Raw genomic sequence first — 18,988 nt, forward strand, 5'->3', positions numbered from 1 at the left:
AAGGGGCGCGCGCGGATCCCGCACCGATTCGGGTAGTCGTCCGCTGTCGGGCGCGTCGATGCTTAGGTCTGGTTCTGACCGAGACGACAGTGATCCGACATGGAGAGAGGAGCGAATGACGGCGGAAGCCGGCGCCTGATGTTCCAGCTCATGGCAGGGCGGCGCATTGCGCTGCTGGCCGCACTGCTGGTGACCCTGGTCGCGGTGATCGCCGAATTGGTGCCGTTCTGGCTGCTGTTTCGGGCGATCGACGCCTTGCTCGTCGATCCGCAGGATCTGCCATCGACCCTGCTGAGCTGCGCGGTCTGGCTGTTGGTGGCCCTGCTGCTGAAGTATCTGGCCTATGGCGTCGCCTACCTGATCAGCCATCACACGGCCTACGCCATCATGGCCGATACGCGCCAGCGGCTGGTGAGCCAACTGGCCGCCGCCCCGCTGCACTGGCTGCTGGCGCAGGGTGCCGGCGCGCTCAAGCAGTCGGTCATCCAGGACGTGGAACGCATGGAGGCCTTCATCGCCCATCACACGGTGGAGGTGACGGCCGCCGTTCTGGCGCCGCTGGTCGTCACTGGGCTGCTGTTCTGGGTGGACTGGCGCCTGGCATTGGCCGTCCTGGCGGTCGGTCCGCTGGCGTTCGTCAGCGCATCCATCGTCATGCGTGGGAGCGGCCAGGAGCACGAGCGCTTCAATCGCGCGACCGCCGACCTGAGCAACGTGACGGTCGAGTATCTGCGCAACATGCCGGTCATGAAGATCTTCTGCCACGCGACCTCGGGGTTCCGGCTGCTGCAACGGCGCCTGCGCGACTACTACCAACTCACCGAGGACATCACCCGGCGCACGGTGCCGGGCTGGTCGCTGTTCACCAGCGTGCTCGGCGCCCACATGCTGCTGGTGCTGCCGCTCGGGGCTTGGCTCGAGGCGCGCGACGAGGTCAGCGCCGCCGAGGTGGCGCTTGCGGTGATGCTGGGGGCAGGCGTGTTTCGCCCGATGCTGAAGGTCAGTCGCTTCTTCATGGAGATGCCTGGGATCTTCGCCGGGCTGAGTCGCATGGCGCCGATCCTCGCCATTGGCGCCGGCCCGCGCTGCGGCGCGAGCCAGATCGAGCCGCCGGTGACGCTCGCATTGGATCGGGTCGGCTTCGCCTATGGCCCCCGCTCCATTCTGGAGGACGTGAGCCTGAGCCTGACGGCGGGCAGCTTCAACGTGCTGCTCGGTCCCTCGGGCTCGGGCAAGTCCACCATCGCCCAGATCGTCGCCGGAGCGCTGGTGCCGGCCTCCGGCACCGCCCGCATCAATGGGGTTGAGATCCAGGATCTGGGCGATGCGGAACGCGCGGCCTTGATCGCGCTGGCGACTCAGGACGTCTTCCTGTTCAGCGGCACCATCCGCGACAACCTCCGGCTCGCGCGTCCCACGGTGAGCGAGGCGCAGTTGCGCCGAGCGGTCGAGGTGGCGCAGGCGCAGACACTGATCGAGGCGCTGCCGGATGGCTACGAGACCCAGGTCAGCGAGCTGGGTGCGCGTCTGTCGGGGGGCGAACGCCAGCGCATCGCGGTGGCTCGGGCGCTGCTCGCCGACACCCAGGTGCTGGTGCTCGACGAGGCCACCGCCTTTGCCGACAGCCTGACGCAGCGCGCCTTCTTCCAGGCGCTGCGTGCGGCCTATCCGGACAAGGCGCTGCTGGTGGTGGCGCATCGGCTGTACGGGATCGAGCAGGCCGATCAGATCCTGGTGCTCGAGCGGGGTCAGGTCACCGATCGCGGCACCCATGCCGAGCTATTGCGCTCGAGTGTCTACTACCGGGCGATGTGGCGCCGCGAGCAGCAGATCGAGGAGTGGACGCTGGTCGCCGACGACGAACGTCCAGGCTCGGGCATCGGGTGGAATCGTCCGGCGACGCCGACGGAGGTGGTCAATGGCTGAGTCGGTCGACGTCTGGCGGAGCCTGTGGCGGATCGTGCGGCGCAGTGGCGCCTCGCCCCGCGTGTTTCTGGCGGGTCTGGTGCTGCGCGTGCTGGAGCGCTGCACCGAGGTCCTGCCCTATCTGCTGTGCTTCCTGTGGCTGCTCGATGTCTCGCAGTCCCCCGTGTCGGGCTGGGAGTGGACCGGTGAGCCGCTTTGGCTCGGTGCCGCGCTGCTCGCGATCTTCCTGTTGCAGTGGTCGTTCGCCCATCATGGTCAGCGCCTCGGCTTCCTCGGCAGCTACCGCATCATCGGGGGCTATCGCGAGGGGCTGCTCGATCGGGTGCGCGCGATGCCGATCGGTGTGCTGCGCACCCGTCGAATCGGTCATCTCAGCGACCTCCTGACCGACGACATTCAGCGGCTGGAGGCGATCTTCACCCATGTCTCGGCGGACTTCGTCGCGGCGCTCGGGCTCGCCCTGACCTCGATTCTGGTGCTGGCCTGGATCGACTGGCGGCTCGCGCTCGCCCTGGCCGCCATGGCACCGCTGGCGACGGTGGCGCTGGTGCTGGCACGCCGGATGTTCGAGCGCGCCGGACTGCACAAGCACGCACGGGTCAAGGAGACCTCGGGAACCCTGGTGGAGTTCATCGGCGGGCTCGCCACGCTGCGCCTCTTCGATCGTGCCGGGCCCTGGCTGGAACGGCTGAACGCAAACTTCACCGAGTTGAGCGGGCTCAGCCTCGGCATCGAGAAGTGGGGCGCCGGGCCGGTCATGCTCTTTCGTCTGCTGGTCGAGGGCGGGCTGATTCTGTTGTTTCTGGCCGGTGCCTGGCTGGCCGCGGCCACGCCGCACGCCCCATTGGCCTGGCTGGCCCTGTTCCTGCTCGCCTACAAGTTCATCGGGCCGATGCTGGAGGTGGCCGAGTATCTGTTGATGTTGCGCTCCGCGTGTCAGAGCGAGGTCAAGCTCGAGGAGGTGTGGCGCGCGGCCCTGCTGCCGGAGCCGGCCCGTCCGGTCGAGCCGGCCGGCCGTTCGGTGCGCTTCGATGGGGTCTCCTTCGCCTACGCGGGCGAGCCGGCGCTGAGCGAGATCAGCTTCGAGGTGCCCGAGCGCAGCGTCACCGCGATCGTCGGTCCGTCCGGGGCGGGGAAGAGCACGCTGCTGCACCTGCTGGCGCGTTTCCAGGACCCCGACCGGGGCGCGGTGCGCATCGGCGGCGCGGACCTGCGCGAGATCGGTTCCGACGGGCTCTACCGATTGATCAGCATGGTGTTCCAGCAGGTGCAGCTGTTCGACGGCACCATCCTGGAGAACATCCGCGCCGGGCGCGAGGACGCCAGCGACGAGGAGATCCTGAGCGCCTGCCGGGCCGCCGACTGTCATGACTTCGTCAGCCGTCTTCCCGACGGCTATCGGACGCGCGTCGGCGAGGGCGGGTTGAGCCTCTCGGGCGGCGAGCGACAGCGTCTCTCGATCGCCCGCGCCCTGCTCAAGGACGCCCCGGTTCTGCTGCTCGACGAGGTGACGGCGGCCGTGGACCCGGAGTCGCAACGCGCGATCCAGCGCACCCTGAGCAGGCTCGCCGTCGACCGCACGGTGGTGATGATCGCGCATCGTCTGAGCACGGTGCGCAACGCCGACCAGATTGTGGTGCTGCGCGACGGGCGAGTCGCCGAGGTCGGCGATCACGACCAGCTCCTGGGGCGCGGCGGGCTCTACTCGGAACTCTGGGAGGCCCAGGTCTCGCTCGGACAAACGGCCTGATCGTTGCGGGGCCAGTCGGTGGTGCGGGATGCACCTCCCCAAGCGCACCGAAGCCGGACTCTATCCGGCGTCTGGGCGCCGTTGCGTCGGCGCCGACTGGGAGTGTGCTGGATCCGTTTCGTCCTCTTCACGCCCATGCGGCTCGATGGTGTGGGTATTCGAGAGAAATCAATTCCACTTGCTTGTGTAGGTTATGGGGTATTAGACTTCCATTAAATGCTAGTAATTAGCATTTGCATGAATGCGGTTGTCATCAATGAATACATTCTTCGAACCTGGAACGACTGGATGCCCAGATTCGAGCGGGGCGGCCCAATGTTCCCCGGAGCCTCGGGTCGTCACCTTGCAGTCCGGACTGATGGTGTGTCACACGACCGCAGCCTGTCTCGATGCGGTCGATACACCCAAGTGCTTTTCTGGCGATTGCGAGTTCCTGCATCTGAACTGTCAGCTCGATGGCTTCTGCGAGGGGCGCGTGGGCGTCCATCCTTTGGCCTATCGCAAAGGGGACATGAGCCTGGGATGCTCTGCGGGCGAGGAGTTTCAGGTCCGTCATTGCGAGAAGTTTCAGAATCTGGCGGTGATGGTCAGCCCGCAGACCCTCGAAGAGCTGGCAGGTGACGCGGCATGCGCGCTCGTTGGTGGCCGGGGCGCATCCGACTTTTTCCTGCTCGATACGGGTTCGTGCCGAAAGGCCTTGCGGTCGGCGTTGAACGTCGTTTGTCTGATGAGCGAATTTCCACGTCAGCGTCTGTTGCTGCACGCGGCCACGCTCGACTATCTGCATTGGCACCTGGCCGCGTTCAGAGCGAACGACGAAGCCAAGCGGCCATCACAGCGGGAGTGCCGGCAACTGGATCGTGCCCGGGATCTGCTCCTATGCGATCTGAGCACTCCGCCTACGATCGCCGAGCTGGCCCAGGCGGTAGGAATGAACCAATACAAATTGAAGGTCGGTTTCAAGCGGCGTTTCGGATGCAGTATCTATGCGCTGTTTCAGGAAGAGCGCATGCAGCAGGCGCGTCGCCTGCTTCAGTCGCACAATGTGACCGAGACCGCTGTCATCTTGGGATACACCAACATCAGCCACTTCAGCGCCGCATTCCGCAAACAGTTCGGATGTCTGCCTAGCCAGGCGCGTCACCAGGCGAGAGGAGATATGTGCGGATTGCTGTCGGCGTGCGCCTGAACGGACGCTTGCGATCCATCCTCTTAGGTCAACCAACGCCTTAGCTGGATTTATGATTGGGTGCACTGCCGTGCTAAAGCTGGAGGGCGCGGCCAGTGGGTTTGATCCTCATCGAACGGCTACGGCTGCTTGAGAAATGTGCTTTCGGTGCAGCCCTGCAGCCCGATCGGTCCTGAGGATACGAAAGCCGAGCACGACTCCAAATTGATTTTGGACTGGACAAAGAAAAAGCGGTTAGCCGATTTCTCGGCTAACCGCTTATTTTTTGGTCGGGGCGAGAGGATTTGAACCTCCGACCACCTGAACCCCATTCAGGTGCGCTACCAGGCTGCGCTACGCCCCGTAAAGACGTACAATCTTAGTGATCGATTGTCTTTCTGTCAATGGTTGATTTGCGGGTGCTAGGCGGATGGGGGAGGTCGACTGGATGTGGCTTGGTGGCGGCGTTTGGCCGACGGATGGATCTATGGCATCGTCGTGCTCGATTCGACCCGGACTGACCATGGGGTTGGTGCTGGAGGCGTCTTGATGATTGCGAGAGGATATCGTGTCGAAAAAAATCGTGGTGGATGTCGGTGCTCAGACGTTGATGCTGCTGGATGGGCCGCGCCTGTTGGGGAGCTATCTGGTTTCGACCGGCCTCAATGGGGTTGGCGAGCAGCGTGGCAGCGGCTGTACGCCGCGCGGCTTGCATCGGGTGCGATTGGGGATCGGCGACGGATGTCCGGTTGGAACCGTGTTTCGCGGTCGACGGCCGACCGGCGAAATTTTCGATGATGCCTTGGCGGCGGCGTATCCGGAACGAGATTGGATCCTGACCCGTATTCTTTGGTTGACGGGGTGCGAGTCCGGGCGCAATCGCGGCGGTCCTGTGGATACCCTAAGGCGCTTCATCTACATCCATGGCACCCCGTATTGGGAGCCCATGGGCGAGCCGCGTTCTCATGGCTGCATCCGCATGCGCGACCCGGATCTGATCGCGCTGTTCGATCAGGTGCCTCGGGGTACGCCGGTCGAGATCCTGGGGTGAGATGTCGGATGCCGACGGCTGGACCGAAGCCGGCGTGGGGAGGCATCGCGTTTTCGTTGCTGCCACGTATCGGCCTGTCCCTCTCGATGCTGCTCGGCGTCTGTACCCTGGTTTTTCTGCTGATCCACCTGGTGCCGGGCGATCCGGTCGAGGTGATGCTGGGGGAGGGCGCGCGGCCCGCCGATCAGGAGGCTTTGCGTCATGCCTTGGGGCTCGATCGGCCGCTGTCGGCTCAGTATTTGGAGTATCTGGGGCGTTTGGTTCGGCTCGATCTGGGGGTGTCGCTGCATGCCCAGCGTCCGGTGTTGGATCTGTTGAGCGAGCGGGTCGGGCCGACCCTGGAGTTGGCCGTCGCCTCGCTGTCCCTGGCGATCGTGCTCGCCATTCCGCTCGGCGTGCTCGCCGCACACTACCGAGGGCGGGGCGTTGATCGCGCGGCCATGACCTTTTCCATGCTGGGTGCGGCGATACCGAATTTCTGGCTCGGTCCGCTTCTGATTCTGGTCTTTTCACTGTGGCTGGGTTGGACGCCGGTCAGCGGACGGGATGGGCCGTTCAGTCTGGTTCTTCCGGCAGTGACTTTGGGGACGGGGCTTGCGGCCGTGCTGGCGCGGATGGTGCGCAGCAGTGTGCTTGAGGTGCTGGGAGAGGATTATGTGCGAACGGCCCGTGCCAAGGGGCTGGGGCCTCTGGCCGTTCTGTGGCGTCACGCGTTGCGCAACGCCTGGCTTCCGATCCTGACCCTGGTCGGTCTACAGTTCGGCGCCCTGCTGGGCGGGGCGGTCATCACCGAGACGGTATTTTCCTGGCCCGGTTTGGGAAGTCTGCTGGTCGAGGCGATTCAGACTCGCGACTACCCCCTGGTGCAGGGCGCGGTTCTGCTGATCGCCTTGACCTATCTTGCGGTCAATACGCTGACGGACCTGCTCTATGTCGCTATCGATCCACGCGTTCGGGCCGTTTGAGTCTGGCTATTCCGCGTATCCGCCGCGTCCCGTGCCGCGCGTGTTGCGCGCGAAATAGCTGACACGTCCCATCGGGATCACGGTGACGCCGCCCTGGCTGACGTGGAAACGCTGGCTGTCGATCTCGCGGTCGAAACCGATGCGATCGCCGTTCTCGATGATGTTGTGTCGATCGACGATGACGTTGCGCAGCTTGGCCCCTCGGCCGACGCGCACGTAATCCATGATGATGCAGTTATCCAGCTCCACATCCTCCTCGATCACCGCCTCGCGCCGGATGATGGAATTGCTGATGCGCGCGCCCTTGTGGATCATGGTCGCGGCCCCGAGCAGGGTGTTGTCGAGCTGTCCGCCGAGGATCCGCGCCACCGGACCCTGGTAGCCGCTCGAAAAAACGGGCCAATCCGGGTTGAACATGTCGAACTTGGGTTCCTCGCCCAGAACGTCGTTGTGGGCGTCGAAATAGGCGTCGATGGTGCCGACGTCGCGCCAATAGACGGGCGCCTCGTAAGGCTGGATTCCAGGGATACGGTTGCTGGAGAAGTCGTAGGCGAAGAGCCGGTGGGTGCGCAGCAGTCGCGGCAGTACGTGCTGACCGAAATCGGTTTCGCCGGCTTCCTGGGTCTCCTTGAGCGCCTTGATCAGAACCTCGCTATCGAAGATGTAGTTGCCCATGGAGGCGAATGCCTGGTTGGGATCCGAGGCGAGCGGGGTCGGGTTGGCCGGCTTTTCCTCGAAGGCCTGGATGCGACCTTCCTCGTCGGCGGCGATGACCCCGAAGCTGGAGGCTTCATGCAGGGGAACGGGGAGGGCGGCGATGGTGACATCGGCGCGGCGCTCCTTGTGGAATTCCACCATCTGGCGGATATCCATGCGATAGATGTGATCCGCGCCGAACACCGCGACCAGGTCGGGACGATGCTCCTCGATCAGGTTGATGTTCTGGTTGATCGCGTCGGCGGTGCCCTGAAACCAGTGCTCGCCGGACATCATCTGAGGCGGCACCACGGTGACGAACTGGCTTTGCAGCAAGGGCGAGATGGTCCATGCCTTGCGCACGTGCTCGATCAGGGACTGGGATTTGTACTGGACCAGCAGATAGATGGTCTGGATCTGCGAGTTGACGAGATTGCTCAGGACGAAATCGACGATCCGGTAGCGGGCGCCGAAGGGCACCGAGGGTTTGGAGCGGCCGGTCGTCAGCGGCTGGAGCCTGGATCCCTGGCCGCCGGCCATGACGAAGGCGATGATACGTTCGGTCTGCATATATGCTGTCCTCCTCAAGCGCCTGGTGAAGGCGGGCACTGTTATGAAAATTATCGAGTTTAGTCTCTCGATATGTCGGTACCTTGTCCGTCCGCATATTGTATGTGCCGGTGGCGGCCCTCAATGATAATCATCTCACCGGCGGCTTTCCCGAGAATTCTCGTTTGGGTTGCGTGGTTCCCGTAGTCTCGCCAAGCGATCGATGCGCTCGGCCACAGTGGCGCGGCATCGGGATACAATGCGCACTTTTGCGCGGGACGAGCCTGTCGTTCGGTCCGTTGGAATATCGAGGAATGTTGCGATGAGTGATCCAATGAAAAAGGTCCCCCGCCGACCCGTCATCCTGATCGTCCTGGATGGTTTCGGTCTCAATCCGTCCAAGGCCAACAACGCCATCGCGATCGCGAATACGCCGAACCTCGATCGCTACTTCTCCACCTATCCCCATACTGCAATCCAGGCATCGGGTCTGTCGGTCGGTCTGCCGGATGGACAGATGGGCAACTCGGAGGTGGGGCACATGACCCTAGGATCCGGTTGCGTGGTTCGGCAGGATCTGGTGCTGATCGACGCGGCGATCTCGGATCACAGCTTTTTCGAGAACCACGCCCTGGTCGCGGCGACCAAGGCGGCGGCAGCGCAGGGGCGTCCGATCCACCTGATGGGTTTGGTCTCCGATGGCGGCGTGCACAGCCATGTGCGCCATCTGGCTGCGCTCATCAAGCTCTGCAAACATCAGGGCGCGCGCCCCATGGTCCATATGTTCACCGACGGTCGCGACACCGCGCCGCGCTCCGCCCTCAACTATCTGAACTGCATCCAGGAGGCATTGGAGATGGCGGGCGGTCAGATTGCGAGCGTCTCCGGCCGCTACTATGCGATGGACCGCGACAACCGCTGGGAGCGGACCGAGCTGGCCTGGCGCGCCATGGTCGACGGCGAGGGCCGGCGCGCGCCGAGCGCGCGGGCGGCAATCGAGGCGGCCTACGAGGCCGGCGAGGACGACGAGTTCATCAAGCCCACACTGGTCGAGGGTGGCGAATGCATCCAAGACGGCGATCAGGTGGTGCATGTCAATTTCCGCAAGGATCGTCCGCGCCAGATGGTCTCGGCCTTCTTCCAGCCGGATTTCGACAAGTTCGACCGCCGTGGCGTCACTGGGGTCAAGGTCACCTGCATGATGGAATACGACCAGTGGTACGGTCTGCCCTTCGCCTTCGATCACGACATGCCCAAGATTACGCTGGGCCAGATCCTGAGCGACGACGGACTGCCGCAGTTCCACTGCGCCGAGACCGAGAAATACGCCCATGTCACCTTCTTCTTCAACGGCGGGCGCGACGATCCCTTCCCGGGCGAGGAGCGTGCGCTCATTCCGTCCCCGAAGGTGGCGACCTACGACCTGCAGCCCGAGATGAGCGCGTCTCAGGTGGCCGACGCGACGATCGAGGCACTGCAGCGCAAGACCTTTCCCTTTATCGTGGTCAATTTCGCCAACGGCGACATGGTCGGCCATACGGCGGTGCGCGAGGCGGTCATCGCTGCGGTCGAGACGCTCGATCGCGAGGCCGGCCGACTGATGGACGTGGCGCGCGAGTGCGGCTATTCGGTCATTCTCACCGCCGATCACGGCAATTGCGACGAACTGGTGGACCCGGTCACCGGTGCCCCCCATACGCAGCACAGCGTCTATCCGGTGCCCTGTCTGGTGGTCGACGAGGTGCCCTGGCGTCTCGCAGTGGGTGGAGGTATCAAGGATATCGCCCCGACCGTGCTCAACCTCATGGGTGTCCCGGTTCCTGACGTGATGGACGGACGCTCGCTGCTGCTCGGCCCGGCGACGGTCTGACGCATGCGCGCCTATCTAGATCTGGTTCGCGATGTCGTCGACAACGGCCTCAATAAGGGTGATCGCACGGGGGTCGGCACGCGCTCGCTGTTCGGACGTCAGGTCCGTTTCGATCTGCAGGCGGGCTTCCCGCTGCTCACCACCAAGCGCGTCCACCTCAAGAGCCTGGTGCACGAGCTGCTTTGGTTTCTGTCCGGCTCCACGGACAATCGAGCGCTGCGTGAGCAGGGTGTCTCCATCTGGGACGAGTGGGCGACCGAGGATGGCGATCTCGGTCCCATCTACGGGGCGCAGTGGCGCAGTTGGCGCTGCCCGGACGGGCGGGTCGTCGATCAGCTCGCGGAGCTGGTCGAGACCATCCGCACGCGGCCCGATTCGCGCCGTCTGGTCGTCTCGGCCTGGAATCCGGCCGACCTGCCGGACGAGTCGCGCTCGCCGCAGGACAATGTCCGTGCAGGCCGCATGTCTCTGGCCCCCTGTCATTGTCTGTTTCAGTTCTACGTTGCCGACGGGCGTCTGTCCTGTCAGCTCTATCAGCGCAGTGCGGACCTTTTTCTTGGGGTGCCATTCAATATCGCCAGTTATGCGCTCCTGACCCACCTGATCGCCGATCAGTGCGATCTGGCTGTCGGCGAATTCGTCCATACCTTCGGCGACCTGCATCTCTATCGCAATCATCTGACCCCGGAGATCGTCTTCGCCCAGTTGGAACGCACGCCCAAGGCGCTGCCGCGTCTTGAGCTCAAGCGCCGCGCGGAGACGCTCTTCGACTACCGCTTCGAGGACATCGAGGTTCTCGGTTATGATCCGGCTCCGGCCATTCGCGCCCCGATCGCCGTCTGAAGGAAGGACGTTTCTCTATGGATCTTTTGTTTACGTCGCTCGTCGACTACGGTCTCTTTCTTGCCAAGACCCTGACGCTGCTGCTTGGTATCGTCGTTCTGCTGGTTCTGGTCTTTCGTCTACGCCAGGGTAGCGACCAGAGCGAACGGCTGGAGGTCACGGATCTCGGCGAGCGCCATCGCAACCTGGCATCCTCGCTCAAGGAATTCTCGCTCTCGCGCAAGGAATACAAGGTTTTCCTCAAGGCCGAGCGCAGGCGCGAGAAGGAACGCGAAAAGGAGCGGGCGGATAGCCGCAAGCGGCTGTTCGTGATCGATTTCAAAGGCGATATCCGGGCCAGCGAGGTCGGTGCGTTGCGGATGCTGGTGACGGCGCTGCTCCTGGAGGCGCGCGAGGGCGATGAGGTCTTGGTTCGGCTCGACAACGCCGGCGGCATGGTGAGCGAGCACGGTCTCGCCGCCTCTCAGCTCGCGCGAATCCGCTCCAAAGGCATCCCGCTCACGGTTGCGGTCGACAAGGTTGCGGCGAGCGGGGGGTATCTCATGGCCTGCGTCGCCGATCGCATCATTGCCGCGCCCTTCGCCGTGCTCGGCTCGATCGGTGTGCTCGCCGAGCTGCCGAATTTCCATCGTCTGCTGGATCGCTATGGCGTGGATTTCGAGCTACACACGGCCGGCGCGCACAAGCGGACGCTGACGCTCTTCGGCGAGAATACGGACGAGGGGCGCGCCAAGTTGTGCGAGCAGTTGGAGGAGACCCACCGTCTGTTCAAGACATTTGTCGCCGAGTACCGTCCGGATCTGGATCTGGATCAGGTGGCTACGGGCGAGTATTGGCACGGGCAGCGCGCGGTCGAGCTGGGTCTGGTCGACAGTATCCAGACCAGCGACGACTTTCTCCTGGACGCGAGCCAGGGGCGGGATCTGTTGCAACTCAAGTACCGCGCGGCGAAAAAGCCCATCGAGCGTCTGCTGTCGGCGATCCAGAGTACACTGGATCGCGCCTTTGTCACCTGGCGCGGCTGAGCGGCGGGCGGCCTCCCTCTGGGGGGCGAACGGCATCCGCAGACGGATGCCCAGAGGGCGCACCCTGAGTGCGCTGTCGCAATGGAGTGAGCATGGCTGACATCCTTTTGCATGTCGAGCGACCGAGCGGTTGGGCCGATTCCGTTCACGTCCATGTTTGGGACGGCGAACCGGGCGGCTTCGCCAGCCAATGGCCGGGTCTGCCGATGGAGCCCGTTGGTGCTGGCTGGTACCGCATCCGTTTGCGGGGGGTGAGTTCGATCCGTCTGGTCTTCAACGATGGGTGCGGGCGCCAGACGGCCGATCAGTATCGCGACAGCGATGGCTGGCTGGATGCCGGCGGGGTTTGGAGCTCGGTCGAGCCGAAGGGGTTCGGGGCCGTCGAGCATCCCGTCGCGCGGCCCGCGCCACCCCCGGTTCTAGCTCCGAGCGGGTTCGGAGAGCTGCGCCCGATCGAGGAGCGCTGCGATTTTCGCGAAGAGACCATCTACTTCCTGTTGACCGCCCGTTTCAACGACAGCGACCCATCCAACAATTTTTTCTGCCGCGACCGTATCCAGTTCGATTCGACCGGCCATCCTGTCGACCCCCATTGGCGCGGCGATTTCAAGGGATTGATCCAGCGGCTGGACTACATTCGCGATCTTGGCTTCAGCGCCATCTGGATCACGCCCCCGGTGGAGAACCGCTCCGGGCTCGACTACCACGGCTATCACGCCTACGACTGGACCCGCATCGACCCGCGTCTGGAGTCGCCCGACGCCACCTATCAGGACCTGATCGACGCCGCGCACGCCAAGGGCATCAAGATCATCCAGGACGTGGTGATCAATCACTCCTGCCAGTACGGTATTCGCGGCAAGGTCCATATCGATCATCTGCCGATCAAATACTATGTCCCGGCCGGAAGCGAGCCGGGGCGGGTCGATCACGGTCCCTATCAGGGCAGTCTCGGCAACTATGCCTGGCCGAACCGCGACGATATCGACAATCCGGTCGCACCCGACTGGTACCGCGAGCGCCACGCTCGCGATCCGGACGGCGTCGAGCCGCTGGTCGACCCCAAGACCGGCGAGACCCTGCCCAAGCCCGGCTACGACCCGGGCCGCTTCTTCGGGATCGATCCGGGCAGTCTGGATCCGGACTGGTATCACCAGGAGGGATTCATCTGCGGCGGCGACTGGGAGAGCGCCTATCCCTTGCAGCACAAGCACATCGCCGGCGACTGCATCGATCTGGCCGTCGAGCGCCAGAACCTCAAGGACTACATCATCGGCGCTGTGTCGCGCTATCTGGACATGGGCGTCGACGCCTTGCGTATCGATACCGTCAAGCACATCGAGCGCGACACCCTGCTCGAATACGTCGATGCCTGGAAGGCGCACAAGCCGGGGCTGTTCGTGTTCGGCGAGAATCTGGTCAAGGGCTACGGCTGGGGCGATCTGGGTGGCGGAGACAACGGTCCCTCCGAGATCCGTCCCTGGTGGTACACCCGGCTCGGCACGGATCCGCGCGATCCGCTCTCAGGTGGAAATTCCGGATTTCCGCAGCTCGACTTCGGGCTTTTCTCGACCTTCCGCGACACCGTCAGCAAGGGCACCTATGCCGGAACCGGCCAGGTTCTCGGCATGGACTGGATCTATGGCGACGTGACCCAGTTGGTCACCTTCCTGCAGAATCACGACGTGGGTCCGGACAACGACTTCAAGTACCGCTTCAAGGGCGATCAGTGGATGGCGGCGGCCGCCTATAACCTTATCTGGACCCTGCGCGGCATCCCCTGTCTCTACTACGGAGAAGAGATCGAGTTCATGAAGGGCGCTCCGCAGGACGTGGAGGGCGAGCGCGATACCCTGCACCAGACCGGCCGCGCCTATTTCGGCGATCATCTCACCGACGCGCGCATCGCCGAGACCCAGTCTCATCCGCTCTATCGGCACATCCAGCGACTCAATCTGATCCGCCGTGCCATTCCGGCGTTACAGAAGGCGCCGGTGACCCGGCTGGCCGAGTGGGGCGACGGCATGTCCTTTGTGCGGGACCATTCCGATGGCGCATCCTATGCCGTCGTCGGTCTCGCGATTGGGAGCGATCAGCACATCCAGGTGGATGGGGTCAGAGCGGGCCTGTATAGAGATGCGGTGAGCGGGAATGAGATCGCCAGCGATGGGGAGCTGAGTTTTTCCGTTTCGGCCAACTCGGCGGGTATTTATGTATTGGATGGACCAGGAAAGGTCGGTGAAGATGGTGTGTATTTACGCTGATTTCCGGTGCTGGTTTCCAACGCCTGAATGTGTATTATCACGCGCATGAGCGAGCACCCTCGAAATGATCGGGACCGGCGTATACAGACGCGCTATCCGGTGGATTTTCACGCCAAGGTCCGTGGGCGTAACCAGTTGCCGACGAACTGTCGGGTGAAGAACGTCTGCAATGGGGGTGTATTGCTGGCCCCCGATGCCTCCGAGCTGGAGTTGCCCTTCCAGTCGGGGGAGCATGTGGATCTCTATTTCGACCTGCCCGATGCCCAAAGCATGGATCCGGTGCAGGCCGTGGTCGAGGTGGTCCACCGTGTCGACCGTGGCGTCGGCGCCCGTTTCATCCGGCTGCTCGGCGATGGACGCTCGCGTCTGGCGCGTTTTATCAGCGAAACCATCGCCAGAACGCGTGACGAGCTGGATCCAGACTCGAATCCGACCCGCACGCTTGCGCGCGAGGTTCTGCAGAACGTCGGCAAGCAGCGGCTCGGCGGCATGATGGATTCGCTGCTGGAGACCCTGGTCGATGAACTCTGGCAGTATACGGAGAAGGCGGATAACGACGCCGAGCGCGCACGTTTTGCCGGAGAGATCGGAATCCTGGCCAAGGCCATCCAAAGCGAACGCGTTTCTCAGCGTCTGTTGGGCGAGCTGCTCGATTCGCTCAAGGATATCGGGAAGACCTCTCGGGCCAAGCCGAAGTCGGACGGGTCAGGCAATGGCGACGAGGGTGGGCTGAAGCTCGTCGATCAGGACGAATTCGAGATCTGGCTCGCCAAGTCTCAGCTCGCCAACCGGCTTGAGGAGGATCTGCGCGAGCCGCTCGATGCGCTGCGTACCCACATCGGAGGCCTGTTCCACGACAGCGCCTTGCCGATGGACCCCATGGCACTGGCGGAGGCCATCGAGCGAGTATTGAAGGAGGCCGGGCTCGGGAGCCAGCTTCAGCGTCTGGCGCTGCAGCTCGTTTCGGATCATCTGTCCCGCAATATGGGTGCCTTCTATCGCGAACTCCTGCATTCTTGGACCACCTCCGGGCTTCTGGAGCTTGCGGAGGCGCAGCGCTCCGCCAGCGAACAAGCGGGAGAGCCGGCCTCTGGTGCGGCCGATTCCGTATCTGTTGGGATGGGGGCCGGTGGCGTGAACTCGGGTGTCGGCAACGAATCGCTCGGGACAGCGGTTCCTCCGCCCTCATCGGCAGGGAGCGCCCAGACATCGAGTTACGAGAAGGCCGCCGGTTTGGTGGCGAATCTGCTTGCGGGCTATCAGTCCCCTTTCACCTATCCGCTGCTTGACCAGCGTGTCCGGCATTATGCCGGCGGGCGACGGATTGCCGATCTGTTGGCCAATCTGCCGTCGGGTTTTCAGATGCCCGACCCCGATCCCAGTCGTCCCTTGCGCGATCTCGTCGCTCAGTGGCTCCACGCGGCGGAGGAGAAGAAATCCAACGGCAATACCGCCGATAGGCCCGTGATGTCTCCTCAGGTCGAGGAGCGCGTCGACGTGACGGATCGACTGCTGTCGCACATGCTGGCCGATCCCACGACGCCGCAGCGGCTCAAGTCGCTGATCAAGCCGCTATCGACCCGCTTGCTCTCGATGGCCGTGACCTCGCCGTCCGGCATCGCCGATAACAATCAGCCGTTGGTCAATCTGATCAACCAGCTCGAACATCTGGCGATGTTTCTCCTCAACGACGAGGGGGCGGACGAGGGGTTGCGGCGCGAATACGAAGCGGCGGTGAAGAAGCTGGTCGAGTCGGATGGGCGCGATCCCAAGCTTGTCGATGAGTTGTCGAAGCGTTTGGCGAGTCTCGAACAGCGCGCCGGAAATGAGTATCAAGGCAACATCTCCAATTGGGTCAGCGTCTGCGAGTCGCGCGAGCGTGGCCGGATTGCCCGAGGAGAGGTGCGCAGCGCGCTGAACGCGGCCTTCGATGGCAAGCGTATCCACAAGGTGATCGACGAACTGCTCCAGGTCGGCTGGCGCAATCTGCTGGATATGACCTGCGCCAACCTCGGCATGCAGTCCGAGCGCTGGAAACGATATTGGGATCTGCTGTGGTCGGTGCATCTCATGACGGGCGGGGAGGGTGAGGCGCCGCCCGAGGGCTTGATGACGCTCGATACCTTGGTCGGCGGCCTGCGCGATGCCTTGGCCTATATCGGCACAGATCCGATCGTTGTCAACGATGTGCTGGGGCGCATCGATACCGCCGTGCGACGCTCGCGGGCCTCGCTCGACCGCGAGGACGACTATCTGCTTTTCTGCCCGATTCTGCCCGATTCGGAGAACGAGCCCGAGCACATGCCGGCGAGCGTCTCGCCGTCCGATTGGGAGCGCGCGCTCACCCAGGTCGAAGACCTGTCGCTCGGTGCGCTCATCTGGATGCGCGGGAAGGAGACCAGCAAGGCGCTCCGTCTCATCTGGCGCAACGAGGACGGATCCCGTCTGGCGGTGACCGACACCATGGGCAAGAAGGTGAAGGTGTTGCGGCGTTCTCGACTCGCCGAGGCCTTTCTGCGTGGTCAGGCCCGCGCTCAAGCGCCATCGGACAAGCGGATCGTGACGCGCGCGGCCGATGCGGCGCTCTCCGAGATGCAGGAGCGGTTGCAATATCACGAGACGCACGATCCTCTGACGGGGCTCTCCAATCAGCGCCGTCTGGTCGGATCGCTGACACAGCTCCTGTTGACGGAGGCGGGGGCGTCCAATCGTCATGTGCTCGGGTTTCTCGAGCTGGATCGCTACGACACCCTGACCGGAACCTTCGGGTATTCGGTCGGCGAACGCATGTTGACCGCCGTGGCGCGTCTGCTTGAGGGCGTGGCCCCGGATGCCGTTTGTCTTGCCTACATGGGAGGCAGTCGTTTCGGATTTCTGGCGCCCGTGATGGACCGGGATCATTCGATGGAGATCGGCGAGTCCATTCGCGCTGGGCTGAACGTCATGCCGTTCGATTTGCAGGGCAAGCCGTTTCGCATTTCGGGGAGTCTGGGGCTCGCCATGCTGCTTGGCGACAACAGCAGTCCCGAGAAGCTGATCTCGGCCGCGAGCGTCGCCTGTCTCGCCGCCCAGCGCGAGGGCGGGGACCGGGTCGTCATGTTCCGCGAGGACAACGAGCTGATCTCTCGTCAGCTCGACCATATGCGCGGCTGGGCGCAGGCCGAGGACGTCATCAAGGCAGGGCGGAGGAAGCTGCGGTATCAGCCGATCGTACCGCTCGATCCGGCCACCGATCTGAGTCCGCATTGCGAGATCCTGTTGAGCGTGTACGACGATCAGGGCGTGCCGCTCCCCCTGCAGTCCTTCATCGCCGCTGCCGAGGCATTCAACATGATGCGCGAGGTCGACCGGCAGGTGATCGAAGAGGCGTTCAGCTGGGTCAGCGCCCATCCGTTGAAGGTGCGCGAGATCGGCGGTGTGGCGATCAATCTGTCCGGTCAATCGCTGAGCGATCCAGGGCTCATCAATTACATTCGGGCCGGGATCAAGCGCTTCGAGATTCCGGTCGACATGGTCAGTTTCGAGGTCACCGAGACCGCCGCGATCGTGAATCTCGACCAGGCGGCCATCATCCTGGAGGACATCAAGTCGCTCGGCTGCCGTATCGCCTTGGACGACTTCGGGGCCGGCATGTCCTCATACAGCTATCTCAAGCGCTTGCCGGTGGATTTCGTCAAGATCGACGGCTCGTTCGTCAAGGACATTCTGGTCAGTCCGCACGATCGGGAGATCGTCAAATCCTTCAACGAGATCGCCCATTTCATGGGCAAGAAAACGATCGCGGAGTACGTGGAGAACCAGGAGATCCTCGAACTCCTGCGCGATATCGGCGTCGACTATGCGCAGGGATACGCGATCGGAAAACCCCTGTTCATCGAGGATATGATCTAATCCGCCTCCTTCCACCTTACTGGTGTGCGTGAACCGGTCCGGCGCGGATTCCTTCCGGAGGCGTCGAACCGGGACGCGCGCCCCTCTGATCAAGGAGATATCCCCGTGACACTTCCCAATGCCTTAGTGGCGACCCGTTCCAGCTATCAGACGGTCTCTGGCGAGCATGTCGCCTATTACCACGACGAGACGGGCTCGGGGCGTCCACTGGTGCTGATCCACAGCATCAATGCGGCCTGCAGCAGCTTCGAGGTCAAGCCGTTCTTCGAGCATTATCGCGGCACGCGACCGGTCTACAGTTTGGACCTGCCTGGGTTCGGCCATTCCAGCCGCCCGAAGGGTGGATATTCCCCAGAGTTCTATGCAGAGACGATCGCCGACTTCCTGCGTCAGGTCGTCGGGCGGCCGGCGGATCTGCTCGCGCTCTCGCTCAGCGCCGAATTCGCGGCGCGTGCCGCGCTCAAGGCGCCGGATCAGGTCGCCTCGCTGGTCATGATCTCGCCCACGGGGTTTGGCCGGCAGAGCCTGCCCGGAACCCGAACCGCGCGGTTCATCCGTGCCTTCCTCGGATTGCCGCTGCTCGGACAGGGGCTCTTTCGGTTGGTCTCGTCACGTCCCAGCATCCGCTATTTCCTCGGTCGATCCTTGACGGCTGGCGTTCCTTCGGACTTGATCGATTACGCCTACGCGACCGCACACCAACCGGGCGCGAGACATGCCCCGCTGACCTTCCTCTCGACCCAGCTCTTTACCGCCAACGCGGTCGCCTCTCTCTATGATCGTCTGACGGATCTGCCGGTTCTGGCGATCGCCGATCGCGACCCCTACGTCACCTTCGAGCACCTGCCCGAGCTGTTGGCCAGACGGCCGAATTGGCGTTCGGTCTCGTTGGCGCCGAATCTCGGGCTTCCGCATTGGGAACGGCCCGAAGAGACGATGAAGGCGCTCGACGACTTTTGGTCGACCGCTCTCGGCTGACCGCATCTCGGT

12 protein-coding genes and 1 tRNA gene are annotated in these 18,988 nt (G+C 63.6%); 11 read left to right on the forward strand and 2 right to left on the reverse strand.

The annotated features are described in order from the left end of the window. The first annotated feature begins 138 nt into the window (after nt 1-138). The 3 genes from ACFSJC_RS01835 to ACFSJC_RS01845 all read left to right on the forward strand — a co-directional run bounded on the left by ACFSJC_RS01835 (nt 139) and on the right by ACFSJC_RS01845 (nt 4,865). On the forward strand, nt 139-1,926 hold the full coding sequence (locus tag ACFSJC_RS01835) for an ABC transporter ATP-binding protein (protein ID WP_386022367.1): 1,788 nt from the start codon (nt 139-141) through the stop codon (nt 1,924-1,926). Continuing rightward, a complete protein-coding gene (locus tag ACFSJC_RS01840) occupies nt 1,919-3,676 on the forward strand; it encodes an ABC transporter ATP-binding protein (RefSeq protein ID WP_386022370.1) in 1,758 nt (585 codons plus the stop codon). Before ACFSJC_RS01835 ends, ACFSJC_RS01840 begins: the two co-directional genes overlap by 8 nt. A 256-nt stretch (nt 3,677-3,932) precedes the next feature. After that, a complete protein-coding gene (locus ACFSJC_RS01845) occupies nt 3,933-4,865 on the forward strand; it encodes a helix-turn-helix transcriptional regulator (RefSeq protein WP_386022373.1) in 933 nt (310 codons plus the stop codon). A 266-nt stretch (nt 4,866-5,131) separates the two neighbouring features. Here the strand turns inward: ACFSJC_RS01845 and ACFSJC_RS01850 are convergent. Continuing rightward, nucleotides 5,132-5,208, reverse strand: a tRNA-Pro gene (locus ACFSJC_RS01850). Nucleotides 5,209-5,409: 201 nt separating this feature from the next. On the opposite strand from ACFSJC_RS01850, the gene ACFSJC_RS01855 reads away from it, so the two are divergent. After that, nucleotides 5,410-5,895, forward strand: a complete 486-nt coding sequence (locus ACFSJC_RS01855; protein WP_386022919.1) for a L,D-transpeptidase family protein — start codon at nt 5,410-5,412, stop codon at nt 5,893-5,895. Between the two features lie 8 nt (nt 5,896-5,903). Next, entirely contained in the window at nt 5,904-6,860 is a 957-nt protein-coding gene (gene nikB, locus ACFSJC_RS01860) for a nickel ABC transporter permease (protein ID WP_386022376.1), read from the forward strand. Nucleotides 6,861-6,866: 6 nt separating this feature from the next. Here the strand turns inward: nikB and ACFSJC_RS01865 are convergent, their stop codons facing one another. Next, nucleotides 6,867-8,126: a glucose-1-phosphate adenylyltransferase gene (locus ACFSJC_RS01865; RefSeq protein ID WP_386022379.1), complete on the reverse strand. Its 1,260-nt coding sequence runs from the start codon at nt 8,124-8,126 to the stop codon at nt 6,867-6,869. A 301-nt stretch (nt 8,127-8,427) separates the two neighbouring features. Between ACFSJC_RS01865 and gpmI the strand changes: the two genes are divergently transcribed. From gpmI to ACFSJC_RS01895, 6 genes are all read left to right on the forward strand, one after another. After that, the gene (gene gpmI / locus ACFSJC_RS01870; RefSeq protein WP_386022382.1) at nt 8,428-9,975 is read left to right on the forward strand and encodes a 2,3-bisphosphoglycerate-independent phosphoglycerate mutase; all 1,548 of its coding nucleotides are present in this window, start codon (nt 8,428-8,430) and stop codon (nt 9,973-9,975) included. 3 nt (nt 9,976-9,978) lie between these two features. Next, nucleotides 9,979-10,818: a thymidylate synthase gene (locus ACFSJC_RS01875; RefSeq protein WP_386022385.1), complete on the forward strand. Its 840-nt coding sequence runs from the start codon at nt 9,979-9,981 to the stop codon at nt 10,816-10,818. A 17-nt stretch (nt 10,819-10,835) separates the two neighbouring features. Next, on the forward strand, nt 10,836-11,843 hold the full coding sequence (gene sohB, locus ACFSJC_RS01880) for a protease SohB (protein ID WP_386022388.1): 1,008 nt from the start codon (nt 10,836-10,838) through the stop codon (nt 11,841-11,843). Between the two features lie 92 nt (nt 11,844-11,935). Next, nucleotides 11,936-14,107, forward strand: coding sequence for an alpha-amylase family glycosyl hydrolase (locus tag ACFSJC_RS01885; protein WP_386022391.1), 2,172 nt, complete (start codon nt 11,936-11,938; stop codon nt 14,105-14,107). A 45-nt stretch (nt 14,108-14,152) separates the two neighbouring features. Continuing rightward, nucleotides 14,153-17,998 (forward strand): DUF1631 family protein, encoded by a 3,846-nt coding sequence (locus tag ACFSJC_RS01890; RefSeq protein ID WP_386022394.1) that lies wholly within the window; start codon nt 14,153-14,155, stop codon nt 17,996-17,998. A gap of 105 nt (nt 17,999-18,103) precedes the next feature. Then, a complete protein-coding gene (locus ACFSJC_RS01895) occupies nt 18,104-18,976 on the forward strand; it encodes an alpha/beta fold hydrolase (protein WP_386022397.1) in 873 nt (290 codons plus the stop codon). The last annotated feature ends 12 nt before the right edge of the window (nt 18,977-18,988 follow it).

It is taken from the genome of Thiorhodococcus fuscus (assembly GCF_042682685.1).
GTDB classification, from domain to species: domain Bacteria; phylum Pseudomonadota; class Gammaproteobacteria; order Chromatiales; family Chromatiaceae; genus Imhoffiella; species Imhoffiella fuscus.